Below are 25,789 nucleotides of genomic sequence, written 5' to 3'. Positions count from 1 at the left end.
TCGCCTGTGAAAACACACATACTCATCGTCGACGATCTTCACGAAATATTATTGCAAAAACTTACGGCAAGTAAGATATCTTTCGACTATCACCCCGAATTTACACAGGACGATGCCAACCAAGTTATCGATCAATATACCGGACTCATTATTCGATCAAAATTCCAGGTGGACAGCTCCTTTATCGACCAGGGCTCCAATCTCCAGTTTATTGCGCGGACTGGCGCCGGAATGGACAACATCGACGAAAATTATGCGCAATCAAAAAGTATCGTCTTGATTTCCGCAAATGAAGGAAACTGTGACGCAGTAGGCGAACATATGATTGGCATGCTGCTCAACTTGATGAACAACCACAATCGTGCAAACGCACAGATTGCACGCGGAATATGGGACAGGGAAGGCAATCGAGGATTTGAATTAAAAGGTCGAACGGTTGCCCTGATCGGGTACGGCCACAACGGCAAAGCGATGGCAAAGAAATTATCAGGATTCGACGTTAAGGTCATCGCATATGATAAATACAAAACAGGGTTTAGCGACACCTTCGTTCAAGAAGTTTCCATGGAAGAGGTCGTGCGCCAAGCCGATATTCTTAGTTTTCACATCCCTTTGACGCGAGAGACCAAAGGTCTCATTAACGATGAATATCTACTCCATTTCCGCAAACCATTTTTTTTCTTGATGGGCGCTCGCGGGGGAATTGTTGAGGTTCCTGCCGTCCTAAAAGCAATCGATCAAGGGAAAATTCTTGGCGCCGCATTTGATGTGTTGCCCGTGGAAAAGTTTCCGATGCTCGCCGACGAAGTTTGGTACCAAGACCTCATTGAACGGGACAACGTCCTGCTGAGCCCACATATTGCGGGTTGGACCTTTGAAAGCTATTATAAATTATCGGATATTCTAGCCGAAAAAATTATCGCGCTTACGAAAACAAAAATATAGATACAGCGACCGTAAGAAACTGCACCACCAACGCAAAGTCAAACAAATAGGCATAGTGATAGCGGTCTGCATTTCGAAATACTACCGTTCTCAGCAATAGCGCCACACCGATATTTGTTGTCAAAACGCCAATTTTTAGCACCCAGGGAAAAGGGGCCAAAAGTATAGCTGCGCTGTGCACAAATAGAAGGGTGTAACAGAGGCGGATCGCTTTGATAGCGCCAATCATGTTCGGGATCGTTTTCAGATGATAATAAGAATCTTGTTTAATATCACGTATATCGAACGGTAAAGTGCAGATGATGATAAAAATAAACTTTAGGCAAAAAAGATTGGTAAATTTTATCACTTCGGGCTGCCACCCGTTCAGATAAAGTTCGAAGGCCGGTAGGCACACGGAGCTTAAAACCCAAACGAGCGCTATATGAAAGATCTTGGCTCCTGGCAACTGACGTAAACCGACCCGTTTACCTTGGTACGGAAATACAGGGAATGAATAGGCAACGCTCACTAGCCCTATTGCGCCTAAAAATAACAAACTTAAAAGATGAATTTGTTGGATCGCGAGTATAAGCACAACAAAAGCCACACCACTGTTCACCCATAATATCCATTCGTGCTTAAAGACCCAGCGGGTGCGTAAATAACTCGATTTAAAAGGGTCTTTGGGTTTAGAAAGCCACAAGCTGAAGTTATACAATAATAATGTTGCAGCTCCCTCAATTGCAATAATTGACCAATCAAAACGTGTTTCGAAAAAAAAATATGTGAGCGCACATTGAGCCATTGCCGCCGCAGCGATCAACATATTTGTATGAACCAAAAAATAATAAGTATGCTTAAATATGTTCACAAAATAAAGTTAATGATAGTTATTCAACAAGGCATTAATGTTATCGAATTTGCGCTTTTAAATTGATAATCATGGCAAAAAAAACTAAATTAGCTAATCACTATTCAATACGGTCAAAATATAATAAAAGCGTGACTGTATTAAATAAATAAAAACATTAAATATTGCTACGCACAAATGAACCTACAAATTAAAAGTTTCGAAGAATATCAAGATGCTTACAAATACAGCGTCGAAAAGCCGTCTGAATTTTGGGGAGAAATTGCTGAAAATTTCTTCTGGAAAAGGAAATGGACGAACGTGTTAGATTGGAACTTCACCGAACCAAAAATAAAATGGTTCGAGGGTGGTAAATTGAATATTACTGAAAATTGCCTTGATCGTCATATTTACAATCAAGGAGATAAGCCCGCTATTATTTGGGAACCGAATGATCCAAACGAAGCACATCGTATATTAACATACAAACAATTGCTCGACAAAGTAGAAACCTTTGCGAACGTCCTTAAAAACAACGGTGTAGTAAAAGGCGACCGCGTTTGCATCTATCTACCGATGGTTCCTGAGCTCGTAATTGCGGTACTTGGATGCGCGCGGATCGGAGCAATTCACTCGGTCGTGTTTGGGGGATTTTCCGCTCAGTCGATTGCCGACCGCATTACTGACGCAGAATGCAAGCTTGTTGTCACATCCGACGGTGGATACCGTGCTGGAAAAGTATTGGAGTTGAAATCAATCGTTGACGATGCACTCATGCAGTGTAAATCTGTTGAGCGCGTTATCGTCTTAACGCGCACGCGCACACCAATATCGATGATTAAAGGACGTGACGTATGGCTCGAAGATGAAATCAAGAAAGTGGAGACTCAAGGCAACCCGCCCTGTCCGGCCGAAGAGATGGATTCCGAAGACCCCTTGTTTATTTTATATACTTCCGGTTCGACCGGAAAGCCAAAAGGTGTCGTACACACCACGGGGGGCTACATGGTCTATACGGGCTATACCTTCTCCAATGTGTTCCAATACCAACCCGGAGAAGTATACTTCTGTACTGCCGATATCGGATGGATCACAGGACACAGCTATATTGTCTACGGACCACTATCACAAGGAGCGACTTCGCTCATGTTTGAAGGTACGCCGACCTATCCGGATGCTGGACGCCTGTGGGATATTGTCGATAAATTTAAAGTAAACACACTTTATACAGCGCCTACGGCAATACGTTCTTTAATGGCTTTTGGCGACAAATATCTCGATGGTAAGGATTTAAGTAGTATCACCAAACTAGGATCCGTCGGCGAACCGATTAACGAGGAAGCCTGGAATTGGTACAATGAAAAGGTTGGTAAAAATAAAGCGCCGATAACCGATACTTGGTGGCAAACAGAGAATGGTGGAATTTTGATCGCTCCCATGGCAGGAATTTCACCAACTATACCTGGCTATGCGATGTTACCACTTCCTGGGGTTCAACCATGTTTGATGGATGAAAACGGAAATGAACTCGAAGGGAATGATGTTACTGGAAACCTCTGTATTAAATTCCCTTGGCCTGGCATGTTACGTACAACGTGGGGTGACCACGAACGTTGCCGACAAACCTATTTCGCCACTTATGAAAATAAATATTTTACAGGCGACGGTTGCTACAGAAATCCCGACGGTTTTTACAAAATTACCGGACGCGTAGATGACGTATTAAACGTCTCGGGACACCGTATCGGAACGGCAGAGGTGGAAAATGCGATTAATATGCATTCCGATGTTGTTGAATCAGCAATTGTCGGTTACCCGCACCCCGTAAAAGGACAAGGAATATATGCTTTCGTAATTGCAAATCATCATGTCGATGAGGCCGGCACGCGTCAGGATATTTTGCAAACAATTACTCGCCTGATAGGCGCCATCGCTAAACCCGATATTATTCAGTTCGTCCCCGATTTACCTAAGACTCGCTCTGGTAAAATAATGCGTCGTATTCTGCGCAAGATTGCAGGAGGCGAAATTGATAATCTCGGCGACATCTCTACTTTGCAGGATCCGACAGTAGTCGATGCTATAATTAAAGGTGCAGAGGAATTCACATCCGAATAAGTTCCCAATGTAAGATCCTGGAGCAGCGTAACTGAACTATTTTAGCTATACGGTTATGCTGCTCTTTTTCTTGGCACAAAAGTATATTACGATCATCGTTCTGTTAATTTACTTACACTTCCCCCCTCAAAGTGCCCACTGGTCGAATACGCAGATATAATCTGCTATCTCGCCGATAAAAAAACGAATACATCTAAGCAAATCTGTAAATTAATTCGTATTTTTATGCTATTTCCAAGATTAATTACATTATTAAAACTGTATGCTATTTACTGTTTTAACAGGATTAATAATATCGTGCCTTCTTATACCATTTGGCAATATTATTAAGACGAAATGGAGTATTTTACTCCCCTTAATCCCTGTTATATTATTTTTATATTACCTGCTGCAGATACCTGCAATCACGCTCGGAACTAATGTGCTACAACATGTTAGTTGGGTACCTTCTTTAGGAGTGAACCTAGATTTCAAACTCGACGGTCTCTCCCTCTTATTTGCCTTACTCATCACGGGAATCGGTACTGGAATATTCTTTTACGCACGCACCTATCTCAGAGGCCACCCCTATTTTGATCGCTTTTTCGCTTACCTCCTGCTATTTATGAGCGCAATGCTCGGCGTGGTCCTATCGAATAATATTTTGAGCCTGTTTGTCTTTTGGGAATTAACGAGCATTAGCTCCTTTTTCCTCATCGGTTTCAACAACGACAATAAAGATTCGCGTAACAGCGCGATTACCGCCCTTAGCATCACCGGTCTCGGGGGGTTCTTCTTACTGGCAGGTTTAATACTCATGGGAAACATCACGGGCACCTATATTATCAGCGATTTGGTAACCCAACGAGAGATTCTAATCAATCATCAAATGTACCCGGTGGTTATCGGGTTGATGTTTATTGGCGCGTTCACTAAATCGGCGCAATTTCCTTTCCATTTTTGGTTACCTGGCGCGATGAAAGCACCGACACCTGTCTCAGCCTATCTTCACTCGGCAACGATGGTAAAAGCGGGTATCTACTTGCTTGCCCGGTTCACACCGGCGTTAGGAAATACCGAATACTGGAACACCACACTAATGATTGTCGGTGGCTTCACCATGCTCATGGCAGCTATTCACGCACTATTCCGAACAGACCTGAAAGCAATTTTAGCGTATTCAACAATTGCTGCCCTGGGTATGCTCACTTTTTTACTCGGAATGGGAACGAAAGAAGCGATCATTGCCGCTAGTGTGTTTATTCTCGTACATGCCCTTTATAAAGCAACTTTATTTATGGTTACCGGGGTTATCGACCATGAAACGCACACCCGCGACATCACCAAATTGAGTGGCCTCGGCAAAGTACTCAAACCAGTATTTATTGCCGCTTTACTCGCAGCGCTGTCCAGCGCTGGATTACCGAGCACTTTCGGTTTTATAGGTAAAGATCTGATATACGAAGCAACGCTGCATTATCAACAAAATTGGCAAATATGGCTCACGGCCATTGCTGTCGCCACCAATATAGGCCTAGTTGCCGCCGGTTTTATAGTGGGAATAAAACCGTTTGTAGGCCCGCTGCCCGAGGAGTATAGCAAAATACAACTTCCTCCTTTTTCGATGTGGATCCCGCCCCTAATTTTAGCGATCTTGTCGATTGTTTTTGGTATTTTTCCATCCATAACAGGAGACTATTTTTCCCACCAAGTTGCCAACGCAATTGCCGGAGTAGAGACTAATCTACACCTAAAAATTTGGCATGGGTTTAACACGGTTCTCATCCTAAGTTTATCCACACTTGCTGTAGGGACGCTCGTTTATCTATTCAATAAACCGAGCTCAATAAAATTAGCTAAAATAGAAAGTGCGAATAAAATTTCGGCGCAATATGTAATTACGGGAATTGGAAAACAGTTTGCCGTATTTGCAAAATGGTATACCGATATATTTCACAACGGCTATCTGCGCTCCTATCATTTTAAAATCATCTTAGCGGCAGAACTTCTATTGGGTTACAAACTATGGATAAGTGGCCCGATTTACATCAATTTTGAGGATTTGACACCACTTTCCTGGTATGAGGTAGGGATCGTCGCTATTCTTTTAGGTGCTTTATATATCATCGTCACAACTAAATCAAGACTAACATCCGTAGTTTCGACGAGCGTAATTGGTTATGCTATTTGTTTGTTATTTGTATTTTATAGCGCCCCTGATTTGGCGATGACTCAGTTTACGATCGATACCCTTACAACGGTCCTCTTCGTACTTGTTTTGTATAAATTACCACCGTTTATTAATTTAACAACCCGCTGGGTACTTGTAAGAGATGCGATATTGGCCCTAGGCTTCGGAGCAATCCTCGCCCTGATCGCTTTGCGAATACTGTATGAGCCAAATACCACGGAGATAGCTGATTTTTATGGCGAAAATGCTTACCTATTGGCGAAAGGAAAGAATGTAGTTAACGTCATACTCGTAGATTTTCGCGGAATAGATACTATGTTCGAAACAGTGGTCTTAGCCATATCGGCCCTAGGTGTATATAGCTTGATAAGATTACGGTTAAAATCCTCTGAAAAAGAATAACAGCTAATTTTTAACGGCAACACCACAATTAGAGCATTCCTTTTTTGGGGGAGAAACAAATAATAAAAAACATTCAATGAAAAGTGCAATTTTACAAACAGCAACACGATATCTACTTCCAATATTGCTGTTGTTTTCTGTTTTTCTGCTTCTTCGCGGACATTATTACCCCGGGGGAGGATTCGTCGGGGGATTAGTCGCGTCAATAGCGTTCGTTTTACACAGCTTTGCCAATGGAACGAAAGCAACTATGAAGATTCTCCGGTATAAACCGCTTTCATTAATACCTATCGGTTTGGGCACCGCTGCCTGTAGCGTCATTTTTCCATTAGCGTTCGGCTTACCTGCGATGACTGGACTGTGGCTTGAAGAGCCAATTCCAGTCATCGGAATGATAGGTACGGCAATATTTTTTGACCTTGGTGTCTATTTAGTCGTAATCGGTGTTGTATTAACCATCCTGTTCACCATAGCACTCGAAGAATAATGGAATTATTATTAGTTTTAGTATTAGGATTGTTGTATTCGGCGGGCGTCTACCTTATACTTCGAAGAAGTATGGTTAAGCTTCTGCTCGGCATTATGCTACTGGGGCATGGAACGAATATTTTAATATTTGTTGTTGGAAAGATAACCAAGGGGCACCCCCCCGTAATCGACGAGACTTATAAAGTATTTCAAGAAATATATGCCGATCCTATACCTCAAGCACTCATCTTAACGGCAATTGTTATAAGCTTCGGCCTTACATCTTTCGCAATTGTGCTCTTGAAGCGTGTGTACGCTTTAGTAGATTCTGATGACTTAGACAATCTAAATACCCCTGAAGAAGAAGATATATGATAGATAACCATATTTTGGCGCCCATATTTATCCAGTTATTCGTCGCTATCATTCAATTGATCTTTTGGCGTAAAACGATTACCCAACGCTACTTAAGTATTGGAGGGAGCATCATCGGCCTTCTTGTCGCAATCCGCTTATTCAGCCGTGTTTATGAAGGTGGCATCTTGACTATGAATGCCGCAAATTGGGATGCTCCTTTCGGAATTGTTTTTGTCGCGGACACACTCAGTGTAACGCTGGTGTTGTTAACCTCGATTGCTGCATTGTCTGTATCACTCTTCTCTTCCGTTGGCTTAAGCCGTCAACGGATGCTCTACGGGTATTTCCCCATATTTCATTTCCTGATTATGGGCTTAAATGGCGCTTTTTTGACTGGCGACATTTTCAACCTTTATGTGTTCTTCGAGGTCATCATCATCTCTTCTTTTGTACTGATGACACTTGGCGGCCGAAAGGCACAGGTCGAAGGGGCCGTAAAATATATGGCGATGAATATATTAGCGTCGACTTTCTTTTTAACAGGAATCGGGATTTTATATGGCTTAACTGGATCGCTGAATATGGCTGACTTATCACTGAAGATACAAGAAGTACAAAACAAATCCTTAATCGGTATCACATCTTGTTTCTTCATTGTCGGATTTGGTATTAAGTCGGCCGTATTTCCATTGTATTACTGGCTACCATCGTCCTACCATACCCCGCCGTCTGCTGTAGCTGCAACTTTCGGGGGACTGCTTACCAAAGTAGGTATTTATGCGATGTTACGTGTGTTTAGCTTAATCTTTATTCCGGATGACTTCACCCGTAATCTGCTTCTAACAATCGCCGTATTCACCATCATTACAGGGGCCATGGGCGCACTGATCAAAACAAATATTCGACGTTTGTTTTCCTACTTAATTGTTTGTCACATCGGTTTTATGATAGGTGGTATAGGGATGTTCACTAAGGTAGCACTCATGGGCACTATTTTCTACCTCATCCATGATATCATCGTAAAAACGAATTTATTTCTAATTGCAGGCCTGATTCGTCAGTTACGTGGCTCGATGGATATGAAAAAGCTGGGTGGACTTTATCGCGATTATCCAAAAATAACCCTACTCATAGCGATCGTTTTATTTTCGCTCGTCGGGATCCCACCTCTGTCGGGATTTTGGCCTAAAATCTATCTTTTCCAAGAAGCATTCACACAGGAGCAATATTTTTACGTATTTGGATTAATCGTTGGTAGCTTTGTCACACTGTATGTTATTGCAAAAATGTGGTCCGAAGTATTTTGGAAGCAACCGGACAATGAGCAAGATATTGATGATCGATTCGAACCAATGCCGTTATACAGAAAAATATTAATGGTATTACCTATTGGGATATTAGCGCTGACAACATTATATATTGGACTCAATGCAGAAACGATTGTACATGTTGCAGACCGAATTTCCACACAACTAATAGACACATCGGCCTACGTTCAGGCCGTATTAGGAACAAAATAAAATAACGCATGGTAAAGTATTTTTTAATGAACCTCTTGCTTTCCGGAATTTGGGTAGCCCTGACAGGTTCGATGTATTATACAAACTTTCTATTTGGCTTTCTATTGGGATTCTTTGTCTTGTGGATCATGAGCCGAACGGAGACTGATCAACGTTATTTCTACCGCGTCCCCAAAGTTATAAGCTTCCTTTTTTACTTTTTATATGAACTATTGAAGGCGAACATACAGGTAGCCTTCGACGTGGTAACACCACGTTACTTTTTTAAACCGGGGATCGTCAAATACCCCCTTAGCGCAAAAACGGATTTCGAGATTAACTTGCTTACAACAATGCTCTCGCTCACCCCTGGCACACTAATATTAGACGTTAGTGAGGACAAAAAAACAATTTATATTCACGTTATGTATCTCACCGATCCAGAGACATTTGTTAAAGAAACGAAAACTGGATTAGAGAGAAGAATGTTATCCATATTACGATGATTACCCTAGAAGCATATTTTGACTACGTTATACTTCCGATCCTTGCCATTTCGGTAATGTTGGTATTTATCCGTTTGTATCGAGGACCCGCAGTTGTTGATCGGGTGATTGCGCTTGATCTCATTATTACTATTGGCACGGGGATTATTACCGTCTATAGCATTCGGACAAACCAAAAGGTACTGTTAGATGTAGCCATCATTCTGGCACTGATCGCTTTTTTGGGCACCGTCGCTTTCGCATATTACATAGAAAAACAAAAAGATGATTGAGGTAATTTTAGCTATTTTAAGCACTGTTGGTGCGCTATCCATTTTATTTGCATCCATTGGAATTCTTCGGATGCCGGACTTTTACCTACGCCTATCGGTAACAGTGAAAGCCTCCACCCTCGGGGTTGGATTACTATTAATATGTGCAGCGATAATGTTTCCCGATGTTTCGGTAACGACCAAAGCGATTGCCATCCTCTTTTTTCTTGTCATCACCGCGCCTGTTGCCGCCCATATGATTGGACGTGCTGCTTATTTTACGGATACGCCTTTATGGAAAGGTACTATAGTCGATGAACTAAACGGGATGTATAATGAAGATACGCACAAACTTGAGAGTAACCCTGATAAAATACCTCCCACCGCATCCGATAACGACTCGAATATTGCTACCACCGAGGAAGAAACGAAATAGTCGAAAAACGGTCTCGCTTTTTGACTATTCTAATATTTTTAATGCTACTATTTAAAGACGATACATGCGGGCGAGGCTATTTCGATATTCTTTTCAATATCGGTCAATACGCCTGTTTCAATATCTCGTTGAAACACGACAATGTTGTCTGAATTTTGATTAGCGACAAGGATGTAGCGTCCGTCGGGCGTAATATTAAAATTACGCGGTCCCTGGCCTCCAGTCGAATACACATACTGTTGATGCAGCGCACCCTCTTTGTCTACTGAAAATTGAGCGATGCTGTTTGCATCTCCACGATTACTGGCGTATAGAAAATTACCATCGGGTGAAAGCTTAATTTCAGCGGAACCATTTTCCCCCTCAAAATCTTCCTCATTAATCGATACAGTATCCACAAGCGTCCATGTTTTCTTGTCCTTCTTATAATGCGCAATCATCCCCCCCATCTCTAGAAGAACATACAGATTCTTTGTCTTGTTGTCAAATGTGACGTGACGCGGACCACCACCTGCTGGTGTGCTAATTACGTCGTCTTCCACAAGGGAAAACGAGTTATCAGTTTTTTCTACTCGATAAATCGTCACCTTATCGGTACCTAAATTTTGTACATATACAAATTTCTCATCGGGCGTAAAAAATGCAGAATGCACATGTGAAGATTCTTGTCGTGTACTATCAGGCCCCGATCCGTTCTGTTGAATCAATTGAACCCTTTCGCCAAGGGCCCCATTTTCCTCAACACTAAAAACAGCGAGCGAACCGCCACCATAATTCGAAACTACCGCTATGGGATAACGTTTGGCAACCGCAACATGGCATGGATAACTTCCTCCAGCGGGCAATGCATTCAAAAATGAAAGTGCATCATCGTTAAAACGGTATGCCGAAATACCTGCCGTGCTGTCGCCTTTTTCATTGACTGCATACAGCGTCTTCCCATCTGCTGAACGCGCAAGGAAGGAAGGGTCCTCACTAGCGGTATTGGAATAAAGGGTGGCCTCGCCCGAGCGGAGGTCGAACCGGTAAAAATATATACCCTGACTTCCTTTGTTGGTATAAGTACCCACAAACATCGGAATCTCTTGTGCCATGGCACTAAAATATAAGCATCCGATTAACAAAGTTAAAATTGATTTCATATTGCTTTTTGTTGATGTTTTACGTATTTCCCATCTAATAAACTCCAATGTAAGAAATAATTAACCAATTATAATACCAACAAAAATTCCAAAGGTCCGACAATGATCATTTGAGGCAAAAACACGTTAAATATCGTTAAAGTAACGTCATATAAATATGTTTTTAATATTTTAGCGCGCAAAGATTTAGTACATTTGGCTCCATTGAAGGATTACAAAATTAGCGAAAGAAAATTCCATTATTTCTAGTAATTTTGCGAGGAGAAAAGAAGAAGATAAATGATGAGAAAATATATATATATAGTTGGTGCAATGATCGCTACGATTTGCTGCTTTCAAACAGTAAACGGTCAAGGAAAATTAGTTGATCGCGTTGTAGCAACAGTAGGTTCAAGTGTTATTCTCCAGTCTGATGTTGAAAAACAATATGCAGAATATTTAGTACAGGGGCAACCAGCTGATGAAAATGTAAAATGTTACATGTTGCAGCAGCTCGTTACCCAGAAACTACTTTCTCAGCAGGCCATAATTGACTCAATTGAAGTCTCTGAATCCGAAGTCGACGATGATTTGAACCGCAGGATGCAATCCATGGTTCGTCAAGCAGGAGGGAAGGATCGTCTGGAAGAATTTTTAAACCGTTCTTTACTCCAATATAAAGAGGAAATGCGGCCGAACATCGCTGAACAGCTGAAAGCACATCGCATGCAGATGACCATCCAGTCCGCGATCAATGTGACACCTCAAGAAGTGAAAGGCTATTTCGAATCCCTCAACCAAGATAGCTTACCTTACTTTAATACCGAGGTGGAGATCGGTGAGGTAGTCGTCAACCCCGTTCTTACCAAAGAAGAAAAAGAACAATATAGAATAAAAGCAGAAGGATACAGAAAACAGGTGTTGGACGGATCCGATTTTGGAACCGTAGCGCGCTTGTACTCCGAAGATCGTGGCTCAGCGGTTGCCGGTGGAGAACTTGGGTTCGCAACTCGTAGTAATTATGTTAAAGAGTTCTCGGCAATGGCGTTCAAATTAAAAGAAGGCGACATTTCACCGGTATTCGAAACAAAATACGGATTCCACTTTATGCAAGTGCTACAGCGTCGTGGTGAAGAGGTTAATGTTCGTCATATATTAATACAAGCTAAACCCACAAGCGCTAGTCTAGACCGTGCTAAACTTAAAATTGACAGTATCTACGAGAAGGTAACGTCCGGAAAATTAAGCTTTCACGCTGCTGCTTCGCTGTACTCTGAAAGTGAAGAAACAAAGTACTCGGGAGGTATGGTTCGTAACCCTCAAGACGGTTCAAGTTTGATCCCGATGGATCAGCTCGATCGTGAATCATTTACTGCTATAGACCCTTTAAAAGTTGGTGAATATTCAAAGTCTTTTATCTCGAAGGATCGCACGGGAAACGAGCAATATAAATTCATGTATCTCAAATCTCGTATCGCACCGCACAAAGCGAATATGGAACAGGATTTTGCCAAAATCCAAGAGGCCGCTACACAAGATAAGATCAATCGCGAGCTAAGTGAATGGTTTCAGGAGCGAAAAGAAAACACATTCATCGATATCAATGAAGACTTCTATCAATGTGATGAGCTCAAAATTTGGCTCTCGAAAGAGGGCGATGACTCACTTGCGACAAACTAGTTTTAAGCTGCTACAAGCAGCACATAAAAAAACTCCTCTTTGGCAGCCAAAGAGGAGTTTTTTTATGTGCTATATCCCTTCATCACCCTGAAACCGAATTAGCGCGCTAGCTCATGCCGTAGCGTGATGCTAGCATGCCCTACTCTCAGAGCGCGGACAACCCAAATAAACGGATAACATATCGCTCCTAAACGTCAGAAGATATAAACCTTTGAGCGCTCAGATAACTATACCCCACGAGCAATAAAATTATTAAAGGGAGTAAGTGAATATTGCCTGCAAAAAAAAGTGCCTTTGTAATTCTCATATACAAAGGCACTTTTTATCTTTAAAATCGTACAAGCAGTTTTACCGCTAGCGCTCGAACATCATTTCTATCATTACGCGCCACTGATAATCGTCTTTAAGCTGCCAAACGCGGATATAATTAAATTTCACAACCTTCTCCTTAGATCGAACAGTAGCGGTACCTGACGTATATGCATATTCCCCGCTATAAGCGCGGCCGACCCCAGTGGGGTCTGTCGTTATTTCGATACGCTTTTTCTTCAGAAAAGCCAGAACATTCTTCTTTCCTTCAATTTCCTCTTCCCAAGGATAATAATACCGCACATCATCGGACAGAAATTCATTGAACGCGGTCTCATTGTTTGCTTTTAGTATCGTTGAAAATAGTTCGTCACTTTGAGTAACAACTTCTTCTCGCTGCTGTAAACGTACTTTCGAGCGGTGCTTTAGATACCAAGAATCATCGGGCTCATAAAATATGAAATCGGATTTGGGACCTTTACCAAAATTTTCCACTTCTGCCCGTAGGTGAATTTTCCAATTGCCTTTCTTATCCCGATTCCAGATCGTTAAGTATTGACCGTATCTTTTTATTACACCTATCTTTTGAAACTCCATGCGACCAGAAGTGACCCCCCATTCCAAACTTTTTGACACGAGGGCAAAATTTGGCGACCAGCTCATCACATCAGGAATGTTTGGCCGGTTATTCAAATAATCTAATGCATTGACAGGTGAAGGGACGTATAGCGTCGAACTTTTATCCACAATAGACATAAGCGCCTCATGTGGGTTCGTGTTTTTAGAGAGATTAGCGGCATTACGATCCGCGGTAATAAGACTTCCAACTTTATCGGGTAATTGCGCAGATGCCTGTAAAAACAGCATTGTGCAAAACAAGAAAAGCGGCAATTTGTTTTTGTTAAACTTCATTTAATTCAATTTGCGTCTTACGCTCAAATCTTATTCCAAAGTGTGTCATCCTTGCTATCTTTTAATTTAATACCGATTGCATTAAGGCTTTCACGAATACGATCCGATGTAGTAAAATCTTTATTTTTCTTTGCTTCATTTCTGATTTTGATAATAATTTGCATCAGATCGTCAACATTATCTGTTGAAGTGGTCTCTGCGGACGCATCTAATCCCAAAATATCCGAAACAAAAATATGCATAGAATCCTTCAATGCAGAAATCGTATCTGCATCAATGGTAGCCTTGCCGTCATACGCCGCGTTTATATATCGAACAGCTTCGAAAAGCTCTGCTATTAATACGGGGGTGTTAAAGTCGTCATCCATTGCTGCGTAGCAACGTGTTTTGAATTTATTTATTTCGAATTCGCTGCTTGCTTTTTCGCTGTTGGGCCTAACCTTTTCTAGTAATTCAATAGCCGTCATCAGTCGTTTATAGCCTTTGTCCGCGGCAATCAATGCTTCATTCGAAAAGTCAAGCGTACTCCGATAATGCGCCTGCATCATAAAAAAGCGAACAGCCATTGGTGAAAAACCCTGAGTGAGTAACTTGTGCTCACCGGTAAATAACTCATGAGGCAAAAAGCCGTTCCCAGCAGATTTCGACATCCGGGCTCCATTGACCGTTAGCATATTGGTGTGCATCCAGTACTGTGCCGGTTGTACGTGATTGCATGCCTCGGACTGTGCAATTTCATTAGTATGGTGCGTAGCGGCCAAATCCATGCCACCTCCGTGGATATCAAACTGTGCTCCTAGGTATTTATTACTCATGGCAGAACATTCGATATGCCAACCTGGGAATCCTATACTCCAAGGAGATGGCCAGCGCATGATATGTTCTGGCTTAGCTTTAATCCACAAAGCAAAATCCAATCGACCTTGCTTCTCATCCTGTCCCCCCAATTCTCGGGTATTGTTCAACAGGTCATCAAGCTTCCGATTAGTCAATATCGTATAATCATACGCGTTTGTATATTTATCAACGTCAAAGTATACGGTACCGTTTCTTTCGTACGCATAGCCGTTTTCGATAATCTGCTGAACCATCTCGATCTGCTCGGAAATATGTCCGGTAGCTGTCGGCTCAATGCTTGGTGGCAACGTATTGAATAGGCGTAAAACGTCGTGGAACCCCAATGTGTACTTTTGAACAATCTCCATGGGCTCGAGCTGTTCTAACTTTGCTTTTTTAGAGAACTTATCTTCTCCCTCGTCTCGATCTCCTTCCAAATGCCCCGCATCAGTAATATTTCGTACATAACGCACTCTATAGCCGAGGTGCTGTAAGTATCGGAAGATCATATCGAAAGACACAAAAGTTCGACAATTACCTAAATGGACATCACTGTACACTGTAGGTCCGCATACATACATACCGACGAACGGTTCGTTAAGCGGTTTAAATTTTTCTTTTTTTCGAGTTAAAGTATTATAAAGAACAAGATTGTTTTCCATAAAAATTAAAAGATACGAAACTTATTTCTGTCTAAAATATATTTGAATTGGCACGCCTTTGAAATCAAAGTTTTCGCGAATTTTGTTCTCAATAAAACGTTTGTAAGGATCTTTAATGTACTGCGGCAGGTTACAGAAAAATGCAAACATCGGTGTTCGTCCCGGTAGCTGGGTCACATATTTCACCTTAATATACTTCCCTTTGGTTGCTGGCGGTGGGTAATTTTCGATAATCGATAGCATCACGTCATTCAATTTTGAAGTCGAAATTCGTTTCACTTTATTCGCATATACCTCCAGAGCCGTTTCAACAACTTTAAAGATACGTTGTTTTTCGATTACCGACGTAAAGATTATTGGCACATCATTAAAAGGTGCTATTTTTTCCCTGATGCGCTGTTCAAACTCTTTCGCTGTTTTATGATCCTTTTCGACGGTGTCCCATTTATTTACAACGACAACAATACCTTTTTTATTCTTTTCCGCTAAATGAAAAATATTAATATCCTGTGCCTCGATACCATCATTCGCGTCGAGCATAAGAATTACAACATCGGCATCTTCTAGCGCCTTGATGGTACGCATCACAGAATAAAACTCGATATCTTCGTTTACCTTGCCTTTTTTACGCATCCCTGCCGTATCAATCATCAAGAACTCGTGACCGAATTGATTGTAATGGATACGAATGGAATCACGTGTTGTTCCGGCGACATCGGTAACAATATTTCTATCTATGCCCAGCAGTGCATTGGTAAGCGACGATTTACCAACATTCGGACGTCCGACAATCGTAATCTTTGCAAGCGCTTCCTCCTCCTCTTCTTCCTGTTCAGGAAAATTAGATACCACAGCGTCCAACAATTCACCTGTACCTGAACCAGTGGCCGAGGATACATTATAGATTTCACCTAGTCCCAGCGCATAAAACTCTGCAGAATCATGATGCAGCTTCGCGTGATCTACTTTATTTGCGACCACATAAATGGGCTTCGGACTTCTACGTAATAAATTTGCAATTTCATCATCGAGGTCTGTGATCCCTGTGGTTACATCCACCATAAAGATAATTACCGAAGCTTCGTCAATAGCAATATGTACCTGATCACGGATGGCCTCTTCGAAAATATCGTCGGAACCATGTACGAACCCCCCTGTATCGATAACAGTAAACTTCTTCCCTATCCATTCGGCGGTCTCGTAATGACGATCGCGGGTAACGCCACTAAAATCGTCTACGATAGCTTTTCTACTTTCGGTAAGACGATTAAATAAGGTTGATTTCCCAACATTCGGGCGACCAACAATTGCAACTATATTTGCCATAACTCTTTTCGGTATTAATGCACGTTACCTCACGGCAACTTCCTTTTTATTCAAGCCCACAAAGTTACGATAAATTAGTTGATTATGCACCGTGAATCGCAAAATGGATTCACGTTTACGCGCAAGGAGTTTTAAAGGAACTAGGCACCTTCGAATGCTGGACTTACGATAAGTTTTTCCTAAATTGAAAATGTAAACTTAGTAGCATGAAATTGAAGTCCAGCCTTCCGTTTTGGCTCATTAAAAATGGGCTGATAAATAGTTACAACTCTTTGCAAGAAGATGCCAGTTGTGAGGTTCTTATTGTTGGGGGCGGCATAACCGGAAGTCTCATCGCACACCAGTGCATCAAAGACGGTTACGACACCCTCCTTATCGACAAACGCAAAATAGGCTTTGGCAGCACGAGTGCCACCACCTCCCTATTGCAATATGAAATCGATGTACCACTTGTCGAATTATCCGCGCGCATCGGAAAGCAAGCTGCCCAGGCGTGTTACCTCGCATGCAGCAAATCGATCGATACAGTACATGCGATTGCTAAGGAAGTTAAATCCAAGGCAGGTTTCAAAAGAAAGAAATCTTTATATTTTGCAGCATACAAAAAGGATGTAAAATATCTAAAAAAAGAATATCACGCCCGTAAAGAGGCGGGGTTCGCCGTAGACTGGATGCAGGAAGAAGAAATTCGACAGCGCTTCGATATACATAAAGCATACGGAGGCATTCTTTCGACCCAGGGAGCAAGCATGGACGCTTACATGTTTACACATGAACTCCATCATTTCAATTCCAAAAAAGGACTCCGGGTGTACAATAACACCGAATTGCTAACCGTTCTAGACAGAAAAGACTACAGCGAAGTCACACTGGGAACGGGCGCGAAGATAAGGACTAAGAAAATAATATATTGTGTGGGTTATGAAAGCACGGCAATGATTAAGGAGGAGTTCGTAAATTTGATTAGCACTTATGCCTCGGTTTCTGAAATAAATCCCACCGCATACAAACCGTACGACGAGCTACTGATCTGGAATACAGCGACCCCATATCTCTACTTGCGAACGACAGATGATGGCCGATTTCTAATTGGAGGAGAAGACGAGCCGTTTCGTGACCCTAATGAACGCGATGCACTCATCGCTAGAAAACAACGAAAACTTAAAAGTCAGTTTTTTAAACATTTCCCAGATCTTGATTTCTACCCGGACATGACTTGGGCAGGAACATTTGGAGAAACAAAAGACGGGCTACCCTACATCGGTGAGCACTCCGGGTTCAAGAATAGTTACTTTGTACTGGGGTTCGGTGGAAATGGAATAACTTTTTCTGCAGTAGGAATGGACATGGTTTCATTTTGGCTCAAAAACCAAAAACATCCGTTATCCGAACCGTTTGGTTTCGGCCGTTAGTGACATTTAGGGTAAAAACCATATATACGGAAAAAGCTTCAAGTTGCCTCGAAGCTTCTCTTTGTAGCGGGAACCAGACTCGAACTGATTACCCTGCGGTTTGGAGTATTTTATCACACGACACCAAGCAAACAAAACATACTAAAAATAAACTACCTACACTCTGCATAATAAGATTTAACATCAAATAACAGGGATTAAAATCAACAAATGTTGCACCAGTTCATTGGTGGATATTCCGGTGATGTTGACCCCTGTACGGGCATACTGACCCCTCTCTAGGGTCTTTTGTTCATCAGACTGATGACGTGACAATTTTACCTCTTTTTTCTTAGACTTTCACCTTTTAACTCAATTCTGTATGAGCGATGGACAAGGCGGTCTAATAAAGCATCCGCCACGGTATTTTCTCCAATCACATCATACCAACTACCTACCGGCAATTGACTGGCAATTATGGTAGATGAACGGCCATGTCTATCTTCAATTATCTCCATCAGATCAAGCCGTTGTTGTTGTTCTAGGCTGACCAGCCCAAAGTCATCGAGTATTAAGAGATCTGTTTTCGATAAACGGTCCAGCAATTTATGCAGCGTGCCTTCCAATCGGGTCATCTTGGTTTTCAGCAACAGCTTTTGCATATTATAGTAAGCAACTTTATAGCCTTGTGCGCAGGCTTGGTGTCCCAATGCGGATGCGAGGAAACTTTTTCCACAGCCAGTAGCGCCACAGATCAATACTGGATCTCCTTTTTTCAGGTACTCTCCAGTGGCAAGGTTTGTGATCAGACCGCGGTCAATACCGCGTGATGCCTCCATATTGAGTTCTTCGATAGAGGCCGGATAGCGGAAGCCCGCATTTTGCTTCAAACGCTCGTAGCGCCTTTCATCCCGATCATCGGTTTCAGCTTGGAGCAATAACTCCAGGCCTTCTGAGAGAGTAAGTTCATGGCTGCGACGGGTTTCGGTCATCGCCTTCCAGTTGCGTTCCATACCATGGAGACGCAGTGTTCGCATTGTTGTTTCGATGTTGTTCATGTTTTTGTGTTTATGAATAAAATGGCCTAATGATCAAATAGAACGGTTTGTCCGCTTGCATAGTAATCTCGCCCCCTGATGTTCCCATGTTCGGGAAGCGGCTTTTCTGTTTCTTTTTCATTAATGTCCGCCGTTCCATTTTTCAGTACGTTCTGCAGAAAAGTATACGTGTATACGCGATGTTCCAATGCAAACCGGCAGGCCTTGATAAACTCCTCTTGCGGAAAAGTACGCTGTAACCTCATCAAACCTTCACAGCTTTTATAGAGCTGTTCTGGGTAACGGTTCTGTTCAAAGATCACTTGAACTAGCTTATGGAACTCAGGGGAGTGTTTTTGGGCTTGCCCGATATAATACTCGGGACTACGCTGCTTGTACGCCAGATGCTGGGAGCTCAAATGGTCTGCCTCCGTGCTATAGCCGCTTGGCTGGTAACTACGGATGTGCACGGCAACTTGCTTCCCCTTAACGTAGATATACAGCATGTTACGGGTGTATATAATCTTGGCTTTGGATCCAATATGAATATAGGGAACGCTGTAATAATGCTTATCTCGACTGAGGTAAACATGACCATTGGTCGCCACCTTTAGTTCTCCATAATACTTTATCTCAAACCTTTCCTTTGGCAATTCGTGAAGTAAATGCTTCTCTGCACTCAGGAAACGTTCTTCACGGCTATAGGGCTTCTGTTGCATACGGGTTTGGTTATGTTTGAGAATGCATTCCTTGATCGCTTGGTTTAAGGAGTGGATATCAAAGAACTGATTGTCGCGTAGCCGGGCGAATACACGTGTATATATTAACTTTACTTGGTTCTCTACCAGACTTTTGTCGCAAGGCCTCAATGCCCTCGCAGGAAAATTAGTTGCTCCGTAATGGTTGGCGAAATCATCCATACAGACGTTTATAGTAGGTTCATAACGGTCGGCTTTAATGACGGCCGATTTTAGGTTATCAGGTACGAGAGCTTTTGGTACACCGCCAAAAGATTGGAGGCAGCAATCCAGTGCATAAAGGAAATCAGCAGTCTGTTGCGACCGGACAGCCATTGCAAAAACGTAATCTGAAAAGGCAAGACAGGCTACAAAAATCTCACAGGCAATCAATTCCCCTGTTGTACGGTCTATGTAATGCATTTTTTTTCCAGAGAAATCGATGAACAGCTTATCTCCTGGCTCATGTTCCAGCACCATACTTCCTTTTCGGGCAACTAACTGTTGTTTAAGGTGAAAGCAAAACTGAGAATAACCATAACCTTGCGGTTGATCTACGGTATACTCTTCCCATAAGAGCTTTTTATTCACACCGATTCGCTTGAGTTCCTTTTCATAGTAAGGTAACTTATTCCTCAGGTATTCAAAGTTATCGCTTTTATAGGCAGGATTGCCTGCATGGAAGGAAGTCTCCACAACAGGGTCCTCCTGGGCTAAAAGGACCTTTGTATCCAAACCTCCGTCCTTGATCTTTTTGAGATAGGCCTTGACGGTATTTTTACTGATGCCAAGGTTACGGGCGATGGTTTTGATGCCGTAGCCGTCCTGATGCAACCTAATTAATTGTTTTATTTGATTCATGGGTCTTGTTTTTCCGGCCATCAGGATCGTTTTAATAAATGATCGCTAATAAACAAAAAACATAGCAGAGAGGGGGTCAACATGCTCCGGAATGGAGCGATTTGTATCACTTTAGGGGGTCAGTATCCGCCGGAATGGCAGGCGATTAATCGCTATAAACGCCATTCTAACTTTTATTTATCGCCGGATTAGAGGGGTCAACATGCTCCGGTATATCCAATTGGTACTAACCGAAGTTTTGAAGAAATAAATCATTCTAGAAATAGAGATTTTATTTGATGAGTCCATTCTTCAATAACTTCGGAATTTGCTCTGTCTGCTTTGTCGAAGAAAAAATGTTGTTTAACTTTTAAACCGCAATATGTATAAATGCCTTTATCTGATGTTAACGAAAGAGCCGTGTCCATTCCCAGATGTTGATACTCGGCATGTGATTTCCCGTGTGTATTAATGATGACGGTTTGTTTATCGGTAAGCAAGCCTTTTTGAATACCCTGATCATATCGGTAAGCGAAGCCGTAACTGAAAACCCGATCAATATAGCCTTTTAGTATCGCAGGCAAACCTGTCCACCAAATTGGATGTATGAACGTAATACAATCTGCCCATATAATTTTATCCTGCTCAGTTTTTACATCTTCAGAAACCCGCCCTACTCGCTGTCCTTCCATTTCTTCTAATGAAAGAACAGGATTAAAATTCAGTTGGTATAAATCCCTAACTATTACTTCGTGTTTATTTTGGTCAAGGTGTTCTGTAACTACTTGTTTCAGATGCCCATTCAAACTTTGTTCATTTGGATGAGCGTAAATCACTAAATGTTTCATTTTCTACTTTTTAAATTTGATACAGCAAAAATAGAGTGCATTTTTTCTCTAAAATTGTAAGAAAACGAAAATCAATTTAAGGGATTACAAATATCTTGTTGGTATTTCAGATATTTTGTGGGGCTCAGATTAAGGTAATGTTTAAAGTCGTTTATAAGTTGGCTTTGGTCGTAGTAACCACAATCATTGATGATAGTAAACCAATCCTCTTTTGAGACCTTTGAATCAATGGATTCAATATATTCAACGGCTCTTAAAAATCTTTTGTAGCGGTTAATTTCTTTTACAGAATATCCGAAATGTATTTTTTGTTTGAGTTGAATAGTTCGTTCTGTTTGGTTATTGTGGCTAGCAATTGCTTTGATAGGATTAAGCGACTGGTCTTTAAACTTTATTAATTGTTCCGTTATTTTGTCCCGTTGTTGTAAATAGGGTTTGCAAAACTCAAGAATGTAATTCACCTGTTCCTCAACATTATCCATCCTATGGAGTTCATACCACAATGACGTAAAGCAATTTTCTCTCAAGAGCTTATCAGGATTTATTGGTGAATGTTTTGTAAGTGAAATATTGCCAAAGAACCGATAAAATGCATCGTCTTTAAAATTGGCAACCAAAATTTTTGATTGCGGTGGCAACGAATATTCAAACGCTTTCCTAATTGTTCCTAAGACGAGGCATTTGTCAATTTCCATTTGTATATTTTGTTCGGAATAAAGTAATGCTTTTGTTCCAAAATTGAAAATTAAAATGGTTTGGTAAGAAGGTAATAACGTGTTTGTTATCCTTTCGTTGGTTTGATTTTCGGCAAAATAGAAATGAGAGAATAAGTTTTCATACTCTGTCGAAACAGCTATTCTGAAATTGTTGTATGTTTCCCTGTTTTGTGTCATTTGTCTTGTTGTTGATGTTAAAGTATATGAGCATCGGTATTCAAGCGCTATCTGTCAATTAATCACAAAGCTAGCTAAATGGTAGAAACTTTGAATTTTCCACTATATCCGCTATTGCTTATATACAACTTTGTTGGCGGCATGAGGCTTTCAATTGTCTGCTGTGTCTGCCGAAAAAATAAAAAGATGATACGGAAAATTTAATTAAACGATTGTCTATACTTCAACGGCGACATTTCGGTTTTCTTTTTGAAAAGTCGGTGGAATGATTGTGATCGCTCAAAACCTAATTCATAGGCAATCTCACTTACGGACAAATTTGTCGTTAAAAGTTTTTCTTTTGCTTTTTCAATGAGTTTTTCGTGAATGTGTTGTTGGGCGTTTTGCCCTGTCAACAAACGCAACATATCGCTTAAATAATTTGCAGAAAAATTGAGTTTATTGGCTAAATATTCAACTGTTGGCAATCCGCTTGTAAGTGTTTCTGCGTTATCAAAATAACCTTTTAGAAGCTGCTCCAGCTTGGAAAGCAAATCATTGTTTATGGCTTTTCGGGTAATGAATTGACGTTCGTAAAAACGATTGCAATAAGTCAACAGCAAATCAATTTGCGACAGAATAATATCTTGTGTGTGCTTGTCAATATGCTGATATTCCATTTCTATCTTTTGAAATATATCAACCACATTTTGCTCTTCCTGTTGTGAAAGGTGCAACGCTTCATTTAGGGAATATAAAAAGAAACCGTAATTCTTGATTGTGCTTTGCAGTGAATGCTTTTTCAAAAAATCAGAATGAAAAATCCATACATATCCTGTCCCAATAGTTTCGTTAAAAGCATTGGTTTTATCTACTTCAACTGATTGGACTTGATTAGGTGCAGTAAAAGTCATTGTTCCCTTGTCAAAATCATAATATTGTTGTCCATATTTTACTTTGGATTGGATATTGTTTTTTAGAGAGATAGTATAAAAATCGGTAGAAAAATATCGCCACAAATCAGAATTTACAGCGTGTATTTCTGAAACCAAAACCACACTGACCAACGGATGCAAAGGCGATGGAATGGATAGTAAACGATGAAATTCGGATAATGAGTTAATTATCTGCATAGCTATATAAAATTCCGAAGATGATTAAAGTTACAATTTCTATGGTAAGCCAAAGTAATTGTTTTGAAAAAAAGCCGTCTAAAACAAACCCGAATAATCGGGCTGTGATAATCCCCAAAGTTAGAAAAAACAACAATGCGCACACCGTTAATTTTCAATAAATCAGTTGATTGTAAAAAATTAACAAAATCCCCAACCCAATTTGAATTCCCATTTAACCCGCACTTCAATCATCTGATTTGGGTTTCCGGGTAAAGGGACGTTGGAAATTTTGTTGGGCTTGTATGATAGAACAAAACCTGCGATAGGCAAAACTGTTCCTATTATTTTTAGAAAAATTGTCATTATTCCTGTAAAAGATTTTTCCGAAAAAAAGGGACTAATTTATCCAATGCTCCTGCTGTTGCTTCTGGTTTATCGTATAAATCATAATGACTCGCACCACTTACAATATGGATTTTTTTGTTTTTAGAAGCAGCTTTTTTGTATAAATCAAAACCATCTCTGTATGAACCAAAAGCACCAACTTTGTCGCCAACAATAATCAATAAAGGCTGTGTCAGCAAAAGATCAGCAAGATGAAAAGCATCAAACATTATTAAGTTCGGCATACTGGCAAAAAGCAATTTATTGTTTGAAGTAGGAAATTCGCCTCTTGGCGTTCTGTAATAATTAATAGCTTCTAACATATCCAAATCATTTATGCCTGCTTTCTTTGCTTCTTCGGAAGAATTGGGTGTCCAATTTGTTACAGTCAATTCTGCTCCATTGACTTCCGCAGTTAATTGCGAAGAAACAGCTTCTAATATTTCTAAAAAATTTGCTTCTCTGAATGCTCTACCTATGTTCACTCCTGAAACCATTGCCACGGCTCTTATTCGCCTCTCTTTCAATGCTGCATTTGCAGCGTAACCGCCTCCTGCACAAATGCCCAACAAACCAATACGATTTTCATCTACAAAATTTAATGTGATAAGATAATCTACGGCATAACGTATATCTTCTACACGGGTAGTTGGGTCTTCCAAATATCTAGGCTCTCCACCGCTTTCGCCTTGAAAAGAAGCGTCATAAGCCAAAGCAATAACCCCCTTTTTTGCAAGCTCCCTTGCATACAAACCTGCAGTTTGTTCTTTTACACTACCTCCCGGATGAACGCAAACAATAGCTGGATAATTTTGTGTTTCATCAAAATTGTCGGGCAAATGAAGATTTGCTGCCGTGTCCCAATTTCTGTTTTTGAATTTTACTTTTCGCATTGTTTTATTTCTTTTAAGTTTAACAATGCAAAATTCGTCTTCCTTTAAAAAGTTAATGTTTCCAAATCAAGGTTGTTTGTAACCAAATTGGGGCACAGCCTCTTCGCTGGGAGTCATGAGGCTGCACAACGTGCAGAAATGATCATGGCACCGGTTTAAAACTTAATATTTCAGAAAATGAAAATGCTTTGGATTTAGACTTGGTAAGGGAAGTCGCTCCTTATTTTCGGTTAAAAGAAAAAGAGGCCAATGCTGTTATCAATACAACTCAGCATAATGGAGCCCAATGGGAATAACTAGCGACGGATTTAAGTATTCGGAGAAATGGAATTAATGAAAAATGCGTTTAAACATTAAGATAGTTCAACAATACTATTTCTTACTATAAAATGATATCTTTTGAAATCAAGAGAAATGTCAAATTGAAAATGCTATGATTCGGTACTTATTCTATGCTCTGTGAAATAAAGAAAGATCTCACATTTCTGTGAGACCTTGTCTTTGCTAGTAGCGGGAACTGGACTCGAACCAGTGACCTTCGGGTTATGAGCCCGACGAGCTACCAACTGCTCCATCCCGCAATGTGTTATTAATGTCTTTGAGCTAAGCCTAACGCTTAGCTCTCTTAGTAGCGGGAACCAGACTCGAACTGATGACCTTCGGGTTATGAGCCCGACGAGCTACCAACTGCTCCATCCCGCAATATATTGTTAATTTCCTTGAGCTAAGCCTCGCGCTTAGCTCTTTTAGTAGCGGGAACCAGACTCGAACTGATGACCTTCGGGTTATGAGCCCGACGAGCTACCAACTGCTCCATCCCGCAATATATTTTATATAAAAA

22 protein-coding genes and 3 tRNA genes are annotated in these 25,789 nt (G+C 41.0%); 11 read left to right on the top strand and 14 right to left on the bottom strand.

Annotated elements, in window-relative coordinates; all coding sequences use genetic code 11:
* Positions 1–6 precede the first annotated feature (6 nt).
* Entirely contained in the window at positions 7–945 is a 939-nt protein-coding gene (locus FM107_RS04120; RefSeq protein ID WP_086947259.1) for an NAD(P)-dependent oxidoreductase, read from the top strand.
* Here the strand turns inward: FM107_RS04120 and FM107_RS04115 are convergent.
* Positions 926–1,798 (bottom strand): hypothetical protein, encoded by an 873-nt coding sequence (locus tag FM107_RS04115; protein WP_256959331.1) that lies wholly within the window; start codon positions 1,796–1,798, stop codon positions 926–928. The genes FM107_RS04120 and FM107_RS04115 overlap by 20 nt on opposite strands.
* A gap of 177 nt (positions 1,799–1,975) precedes the next feature.
* Here FM107_RS04115 and acs point away from each other — a divergent pair, with 177 nt between their 5' ends.
* From acs to mnhG, 8 genes are all read left to right on the top strand, one after another.
* Positions 1,976–3,895 (top strand): acetate--CoA ligase, encoded by a 1,920-nt coding sequence (acs, locus tag FM107_RS04110; protein ID WP_086947257.1) that lies wholly within the window; start codon positions 1,976–1,978, stop codon positions 3,893–3,895.
* A gap of 262 nt (positions 3,896–4,157) precedes the next feature.
* Positions 4,158–6,467: a putative monovalent cation/H+ antiporter subunit A gene (locus FM107_RS04105; RefSeq protein WP_086947256.1), complete on the top strand. Its 2,310-nt coding sequence runs from the start codon at positions 4,158–4,160 to the stop codon at positions 6,465–6,467.
* A 76-nt stretch (positions 6,468–6,543) separates the two neighbouring features.
* Positions 6,544–6,954: a Na+/H+ antiporter subunit B gene (locus tag FM107_RS04100; RefSeq protein WP_086947255.1), complete on the top strand. Its 411-nt coding sequence runs from the start codon at positions 6,544–6,546 to the stop codon at positions 6,952–6,954.
* Complete coding sequence (locus FM107_RS04095) at positions 6,954–7,310, top strand: Na+/H+ antiporter subunit C (protein WP_086947254.1); 357 nt, start codon at positions 6,954–6,956, stop codon at positions 7,308–7,310. The genes FM107_RS04100 and FM107_RS04095 overlap by 1 nt, the downstream gene beginning before the upstream one ends.
* A complete protein-coding gene (locus FM107_RS04090) occupies positions 7,307–8,812 on the top strand; it encodes a proton-conducting transporter membrane subunit (RefSeq protein ID WP_086947253.1) in 1,506 nt (501 codons plus the stop codon). The genes FM107_RS04095 and FM107_RS04090 overlap by 4 nt, the downstream gene beginning before the upstream one ends.
* A gap of 8 nt (positions 8,813–8,820) precedes the next feature.
* Positions 8,821–9,297 (top strand): Na+/H+ antiporter subunit E, encoded by a 477-nt coding sequence (locus FM107_RS04085; RefSeq protein ID WP_086947252.1) that lies wholly within the window; start codon positions 8,821–8,823, stop codon positions 9,295–9,297.
* Positions 9,294–9,569, top strand: a complete 276-nt coding sequence (locus tag FM107_RS04080) for a monovalent cation/H+ antiporter complex subunit F (RefSeq protein ID WP_086947251.1) — start codon at positions 9,294–9,296, stop codon at positions 9,567–9,569. The genes FM107_RS04085 and FM107_RS04080 overlap by 4 nt, the downstream gene beginning before the upstream one ends.
* A complete protein-coding gene (gene mnhG, locus FM107_RS04075; RefSeq protein ID WP_086947250.1) occupies positions 9,562–9,984 on the top strand; it encodes a monovalent cation/H(+) antiporter subunit G in 423 nt (140 codons plus the stop codon). The genes FM107_RS04080 and mnhG overlap by 8 nt, the downstream gene beginning before the upstream one ends.
* Before the next feature lie 47 nt (positions 9,985–10,031).
* Here mnhG and FM107_RS04070 read toward each other — a convergent pair whose 3' ends face one another.
* A complete protein-coding gene (locus FM107_RS04070) occupies positions 10,032–11,078 on the bottom strand; it encodes a lactonase family protein (RefSeq protein WP_256959329.1) in 1,047 nt (348 codons plus the stop codon).
* A gap of 327 nt (positions 11,079–11,405) precedes the next feature.
* On the opposite strand from FM107_RS04070, the gene FM107_RS04065 reads away from it, so the two are divergent.
* Positions 11,406–12,785, top strand: a complete 1,380-nt coding sequence (locus FM107_RS04065) for a peptidylprolyl isomerase (protein ID WP_306298627.1) — start codon at positions 11,406–11,408, stop codon at positions 12,783–12,785.
* 354 nt (positions 12,786–13,139) lie between these two features.
* Here the strand turns inward: FM107_RS04065 and FM107_RS04060 are convergent, their stop codons facing one another.
* Genes FM107_RS04060 through der form a run of 3 tightly spaced genes read right to left on the bottom strand, consistent with a single transcriptional unit; the run spans position 13,140 to position 16,831 of the window.
* Positions 13,140–14,006 (bottom strand): DUF4440 domain-containing protein, encoded by an 867-nt coding sequence (locus FM107_RS04060; protein ID WP_086947248.1) that lies wholly within the window; start codon positions 14,004–14,006, stop codon positions 13,140–13,142.
* Between the two features lie 23 nt (positions 14,007–14,029).
* Positions 14,030–15,505 carry a cysteine--tRNA ligase gene (cysS, locus tag FM107_RS04055; RefSeq protein ID WP_086947247.1) on the bottom strand — a complete coding sequence of 492 codons (1,476 nt, stop codon included), beginning with the start codon at positions 15,503–15,505 and terminating at the stop codon, positions 14,030–14,032.
* 21 nt (positions 15,506–15,526) lie between these two features.
* Positions 15,527–16,831, bottom strand: coding sequence for a ribosome biogenesis GTPase Der (der, locus tag FM107_RS04050; protein ID WP_086947246.1), 1,305 nt, complete (start codon positions 16,829–16,831; stop codon positions 15,527–15,529).
* 206 nt (positions 16,832–17,037) lie between these two features.
* Here der and FM107_RS04045 point away from each other — a divergent pair, with 206 nt between their 5' ends.
* Positions 17,038–18,243, top strand: coding sequence for an FAD-binding oxidoreductase (locus FM107_RS04045; RefSeq protein ID WP_086947245.1), 1,206 nt, complete (start codon positions 17,038–17,040; stop codon positions 18,241–18,243).
* A gap of 317 nt (positions 18,244–18,560) precedes the next feature.
* Here FM107_RS04045 and istB read toward each other — a convergent pair whose 3' ends face one another.
* From istB to FM107_RS03995, 9 genes are all read right to left on the bottom strand, one after another.
* Positions 18,561–19,280: an IS21-like element helper ATPase IstB gene (gene istB, locus FM107_RS04040; protein ID WP_086947244.1), complete on the bottom strand. Its 720-nt coding sequence runs from the start codon at positions 19,278–19,280 to the stop codon at positions 18,561–18,563.
* A gap of 26 nt (positions 19,281–19,306) precedes the next feature.
* A complete protein-coding gene (gene istA, locus FM107_RS04035) occupies positions 19,307–20,857 on the bottom strand; it encodes an IS21 family transposase (RefSeq protein ID WP_256959327.1) in 1,551 nt (516 codons plus the stop codon).
* A 251-nt stretch (positions 20,858–21,108) separates the two neighbouring features.
* Positions 21,109–21,684 carry an NAD(P)H-dependent oxidoreductase gene (locus FM107_RS04030; RefSeq protein ID WP_086947242.1) on the bottom strand — a complete coding sequence of 192 codons (576 nt, stop codon included), beginning with the start codon at positions 21,682–21,684 and terminating at the stop codon, positions 21,109–21,111.
* Between the two features lie 71 nt (positions 21,685–21,755).
* The gene (locus FM107_RS04025; protein ID WP_086947241.1) at positions 21,756–22,577 is read right to left on the bottom strand and encodes an AraC family transcriptional regulator; all 822 of its coding nucleotides are present in this window, start codon (positions 22,575–22,577) and stop codon (positions 21,756–21,758) included.
* Positions 22,578–22,777: 200 nt separating this feature from the next.
* On the bottom strand, positions 22,778–23,689 hold the full coding sequence (locus FM107_RS04020) for an AraC family transcriptional regulator (RefSeq protein WP_086947240.1): 912 nt from the start codon (positions 23,687–23,689) through the stop codon (positions 22,778–22,780).
* 344 nt (positions 23,690–24,033) lie between these two features.
* A complete protein-coding gene (locus tag FM107_RS04015; RefSeq protein ID WP_086947239.1) occupies positions 24,034–24,948 on the bottom strand; it encodes an alpha/beta hydrolase in 915 nt (304 codons plus the stop codon).
* A gap of 508 nt (positions 24,949–25,456) precedes the next feature.
* Positions 25,457–25,529 (bottom strand) — tRNA-Met (locus tag FM107_RS04005).
* Positions 25,530–25,577: 48 nt separating this feature from the next.
* Positions 25,578–25,650, bottom strand: a tRNA-Met gene (locus FM107_RS04000).
* Between the two features lie 48 nt (positions 25,651–25,698).
* Positions 25,699–25,771 (bottom strand) — tRNA-Met (locus tag FM107_RS03995).
* Positions 25,772–25,789 lie beyond the last annotated feature (18 nt).

Source organism: Sphingobacterium sp. JB170 (genome assembly GCF_900163865.1).
Taxonomy (GTDB): Bacteria; Bacteroidota; Bacteroidia; order Sphingobacteriales; family Sphingobacteriaceae; genus Sphingobacterium.
The sequence above is the reverse complement of the archived record's forward strand: the minus strand, read 5'-3'. Positions and strand labels throughout refer to the sequence as shown.

Bases quoted from the DNA above. Each gene is read 5' to 3' on its own strand.
- acs (WP_086947257.1), top strand. From the start codon at position 1,976: ATGAACCTACAAATTAAAAGTTTCGAAGAATATCAAGATGCTTACAAA.
- FM107_RS04105 (WP_086947256.1), top strand. From the start codon at position 4,158: ATGCTATTTACTGTTTTAACAGGATTAATAATATCGTGCCTTCTTATA.
- FM107_RS04100 (WP_086947255.1), top strand. From the start codon at position 6,544: ATGAAAAGTGCAATTTTACAAACAGCAACACGATATCTACTTCCAATA.
- FM107_RS04095 (WP_086947254.1), top strand. From the start codon at position 6,954: ATGGAATTATTATTAGTTTTAGTATTAGGATTGTTGTATTCGGCGGGC.
- FM107_RS04090 (WP_086947253.1), top strand. From the start codon at position 7,307: ATGATAGATAACCATATTTTGGCGCCCATATTTATCCAGTTATTCGTC.
- FM107_RS04085 (WP_086947252.1), top strand. From the start codon at position 8,821: ATGGTAAAGTATTTTTTAATGAACCTCTTGCTTTCCGGAATTTGGGTA.
- FM107_RS04080 (WP_086947251.1), top strand. From the start codon at position 9,294: ATGATTACCCTAGAAGCATATTTTGACTACGTTATACTTCCGATCCTT.
- mnhG (WP_086947250.1), top strand. From the start codon at position 9,562: ATGATTGAGGTAATTTTAGCTATTTTAAGCACTGTTGGTGCGCTATCC.
- FM107_RS04070 (WP_256959329.1), bottom strand. From the start codon at position 11,078: ATGGCACAAGAGATTCCGATGTTTGTGGGTACTTATACCAACAAAGGA.
- FM107_RS04065 (WP_306298627.1), top strand. From the start codon at position 11,406: ATGATGAGAAAATATATATATATAGTTGGTGCAATGATCGCTACGATT.
- FM107_RS04060 (WP_086947248.1), bottom strand. From the start codon at position 14,006: ATGAAGTTTAACAAAAACAAATTGCCGCTTTTCTTGTTTTGCACAATG.
- cysS (WP_086947247.1), bottom strand. From the start codon at position 15,505: ATGGAAAACAATCTTGTTCTTTATAATACTTTAACTCGAAAAAAAGAA.
- der (WP_086947246.1), bottom strand. From the start codon at position 16,831: ATGGCAAATATAGTTGCAATTGTTGGTCGCCCGAATGTTGGGAAATCA.
- FM107_RS04045 (WP_086947245.1), top strand. From the start codon at position 17,038: ATGAAATTGAAGTCCAGCCTTCCGTTTTGGCTCATTAAAAATGGGCTG.
- istB (WP_086947244.1), bottom strand. From the start codon at position 19,280: ATGAACAACATCGAAACAACAATGCGAACACTGCGTCTCCATGGTATG.
- istA (WP_256959327.1), bottom strand. From the start codon at position 20,857: ATGAATCAAATAAAACAATTAATTAGGTTGCATCAGGACGGCTACGGC.
- FM107_RS04030 (WP_086947242.1), bottom strand. From the start codon at position 21,684: ATGAAACATTTAGTGATTTACGCTCATCCAAATGAACAAAGTTTGAAT.
- FM107_RS04025 (WP_086947241.1), bottom strand. From the start codon at position 22,577: ATGACACAAAACAGGGAAACATACAACAATTTCAGAATAGCTGTTTCG.
- FM107_RS04020 (WP_086947240.1), bottom strand. From the start codon at position 23,689: ATGCAGATAATTAACTCATTATCCGAATTTCATCGTTTACTATCCATT.
- FM107_RS04015 (WP_086947239.1), bottom strand. From the start codon at position 24,948: ATGCGAAAAGTAAAATTCAAAAACAGAAATTGGGACACGGCAGCAAAT.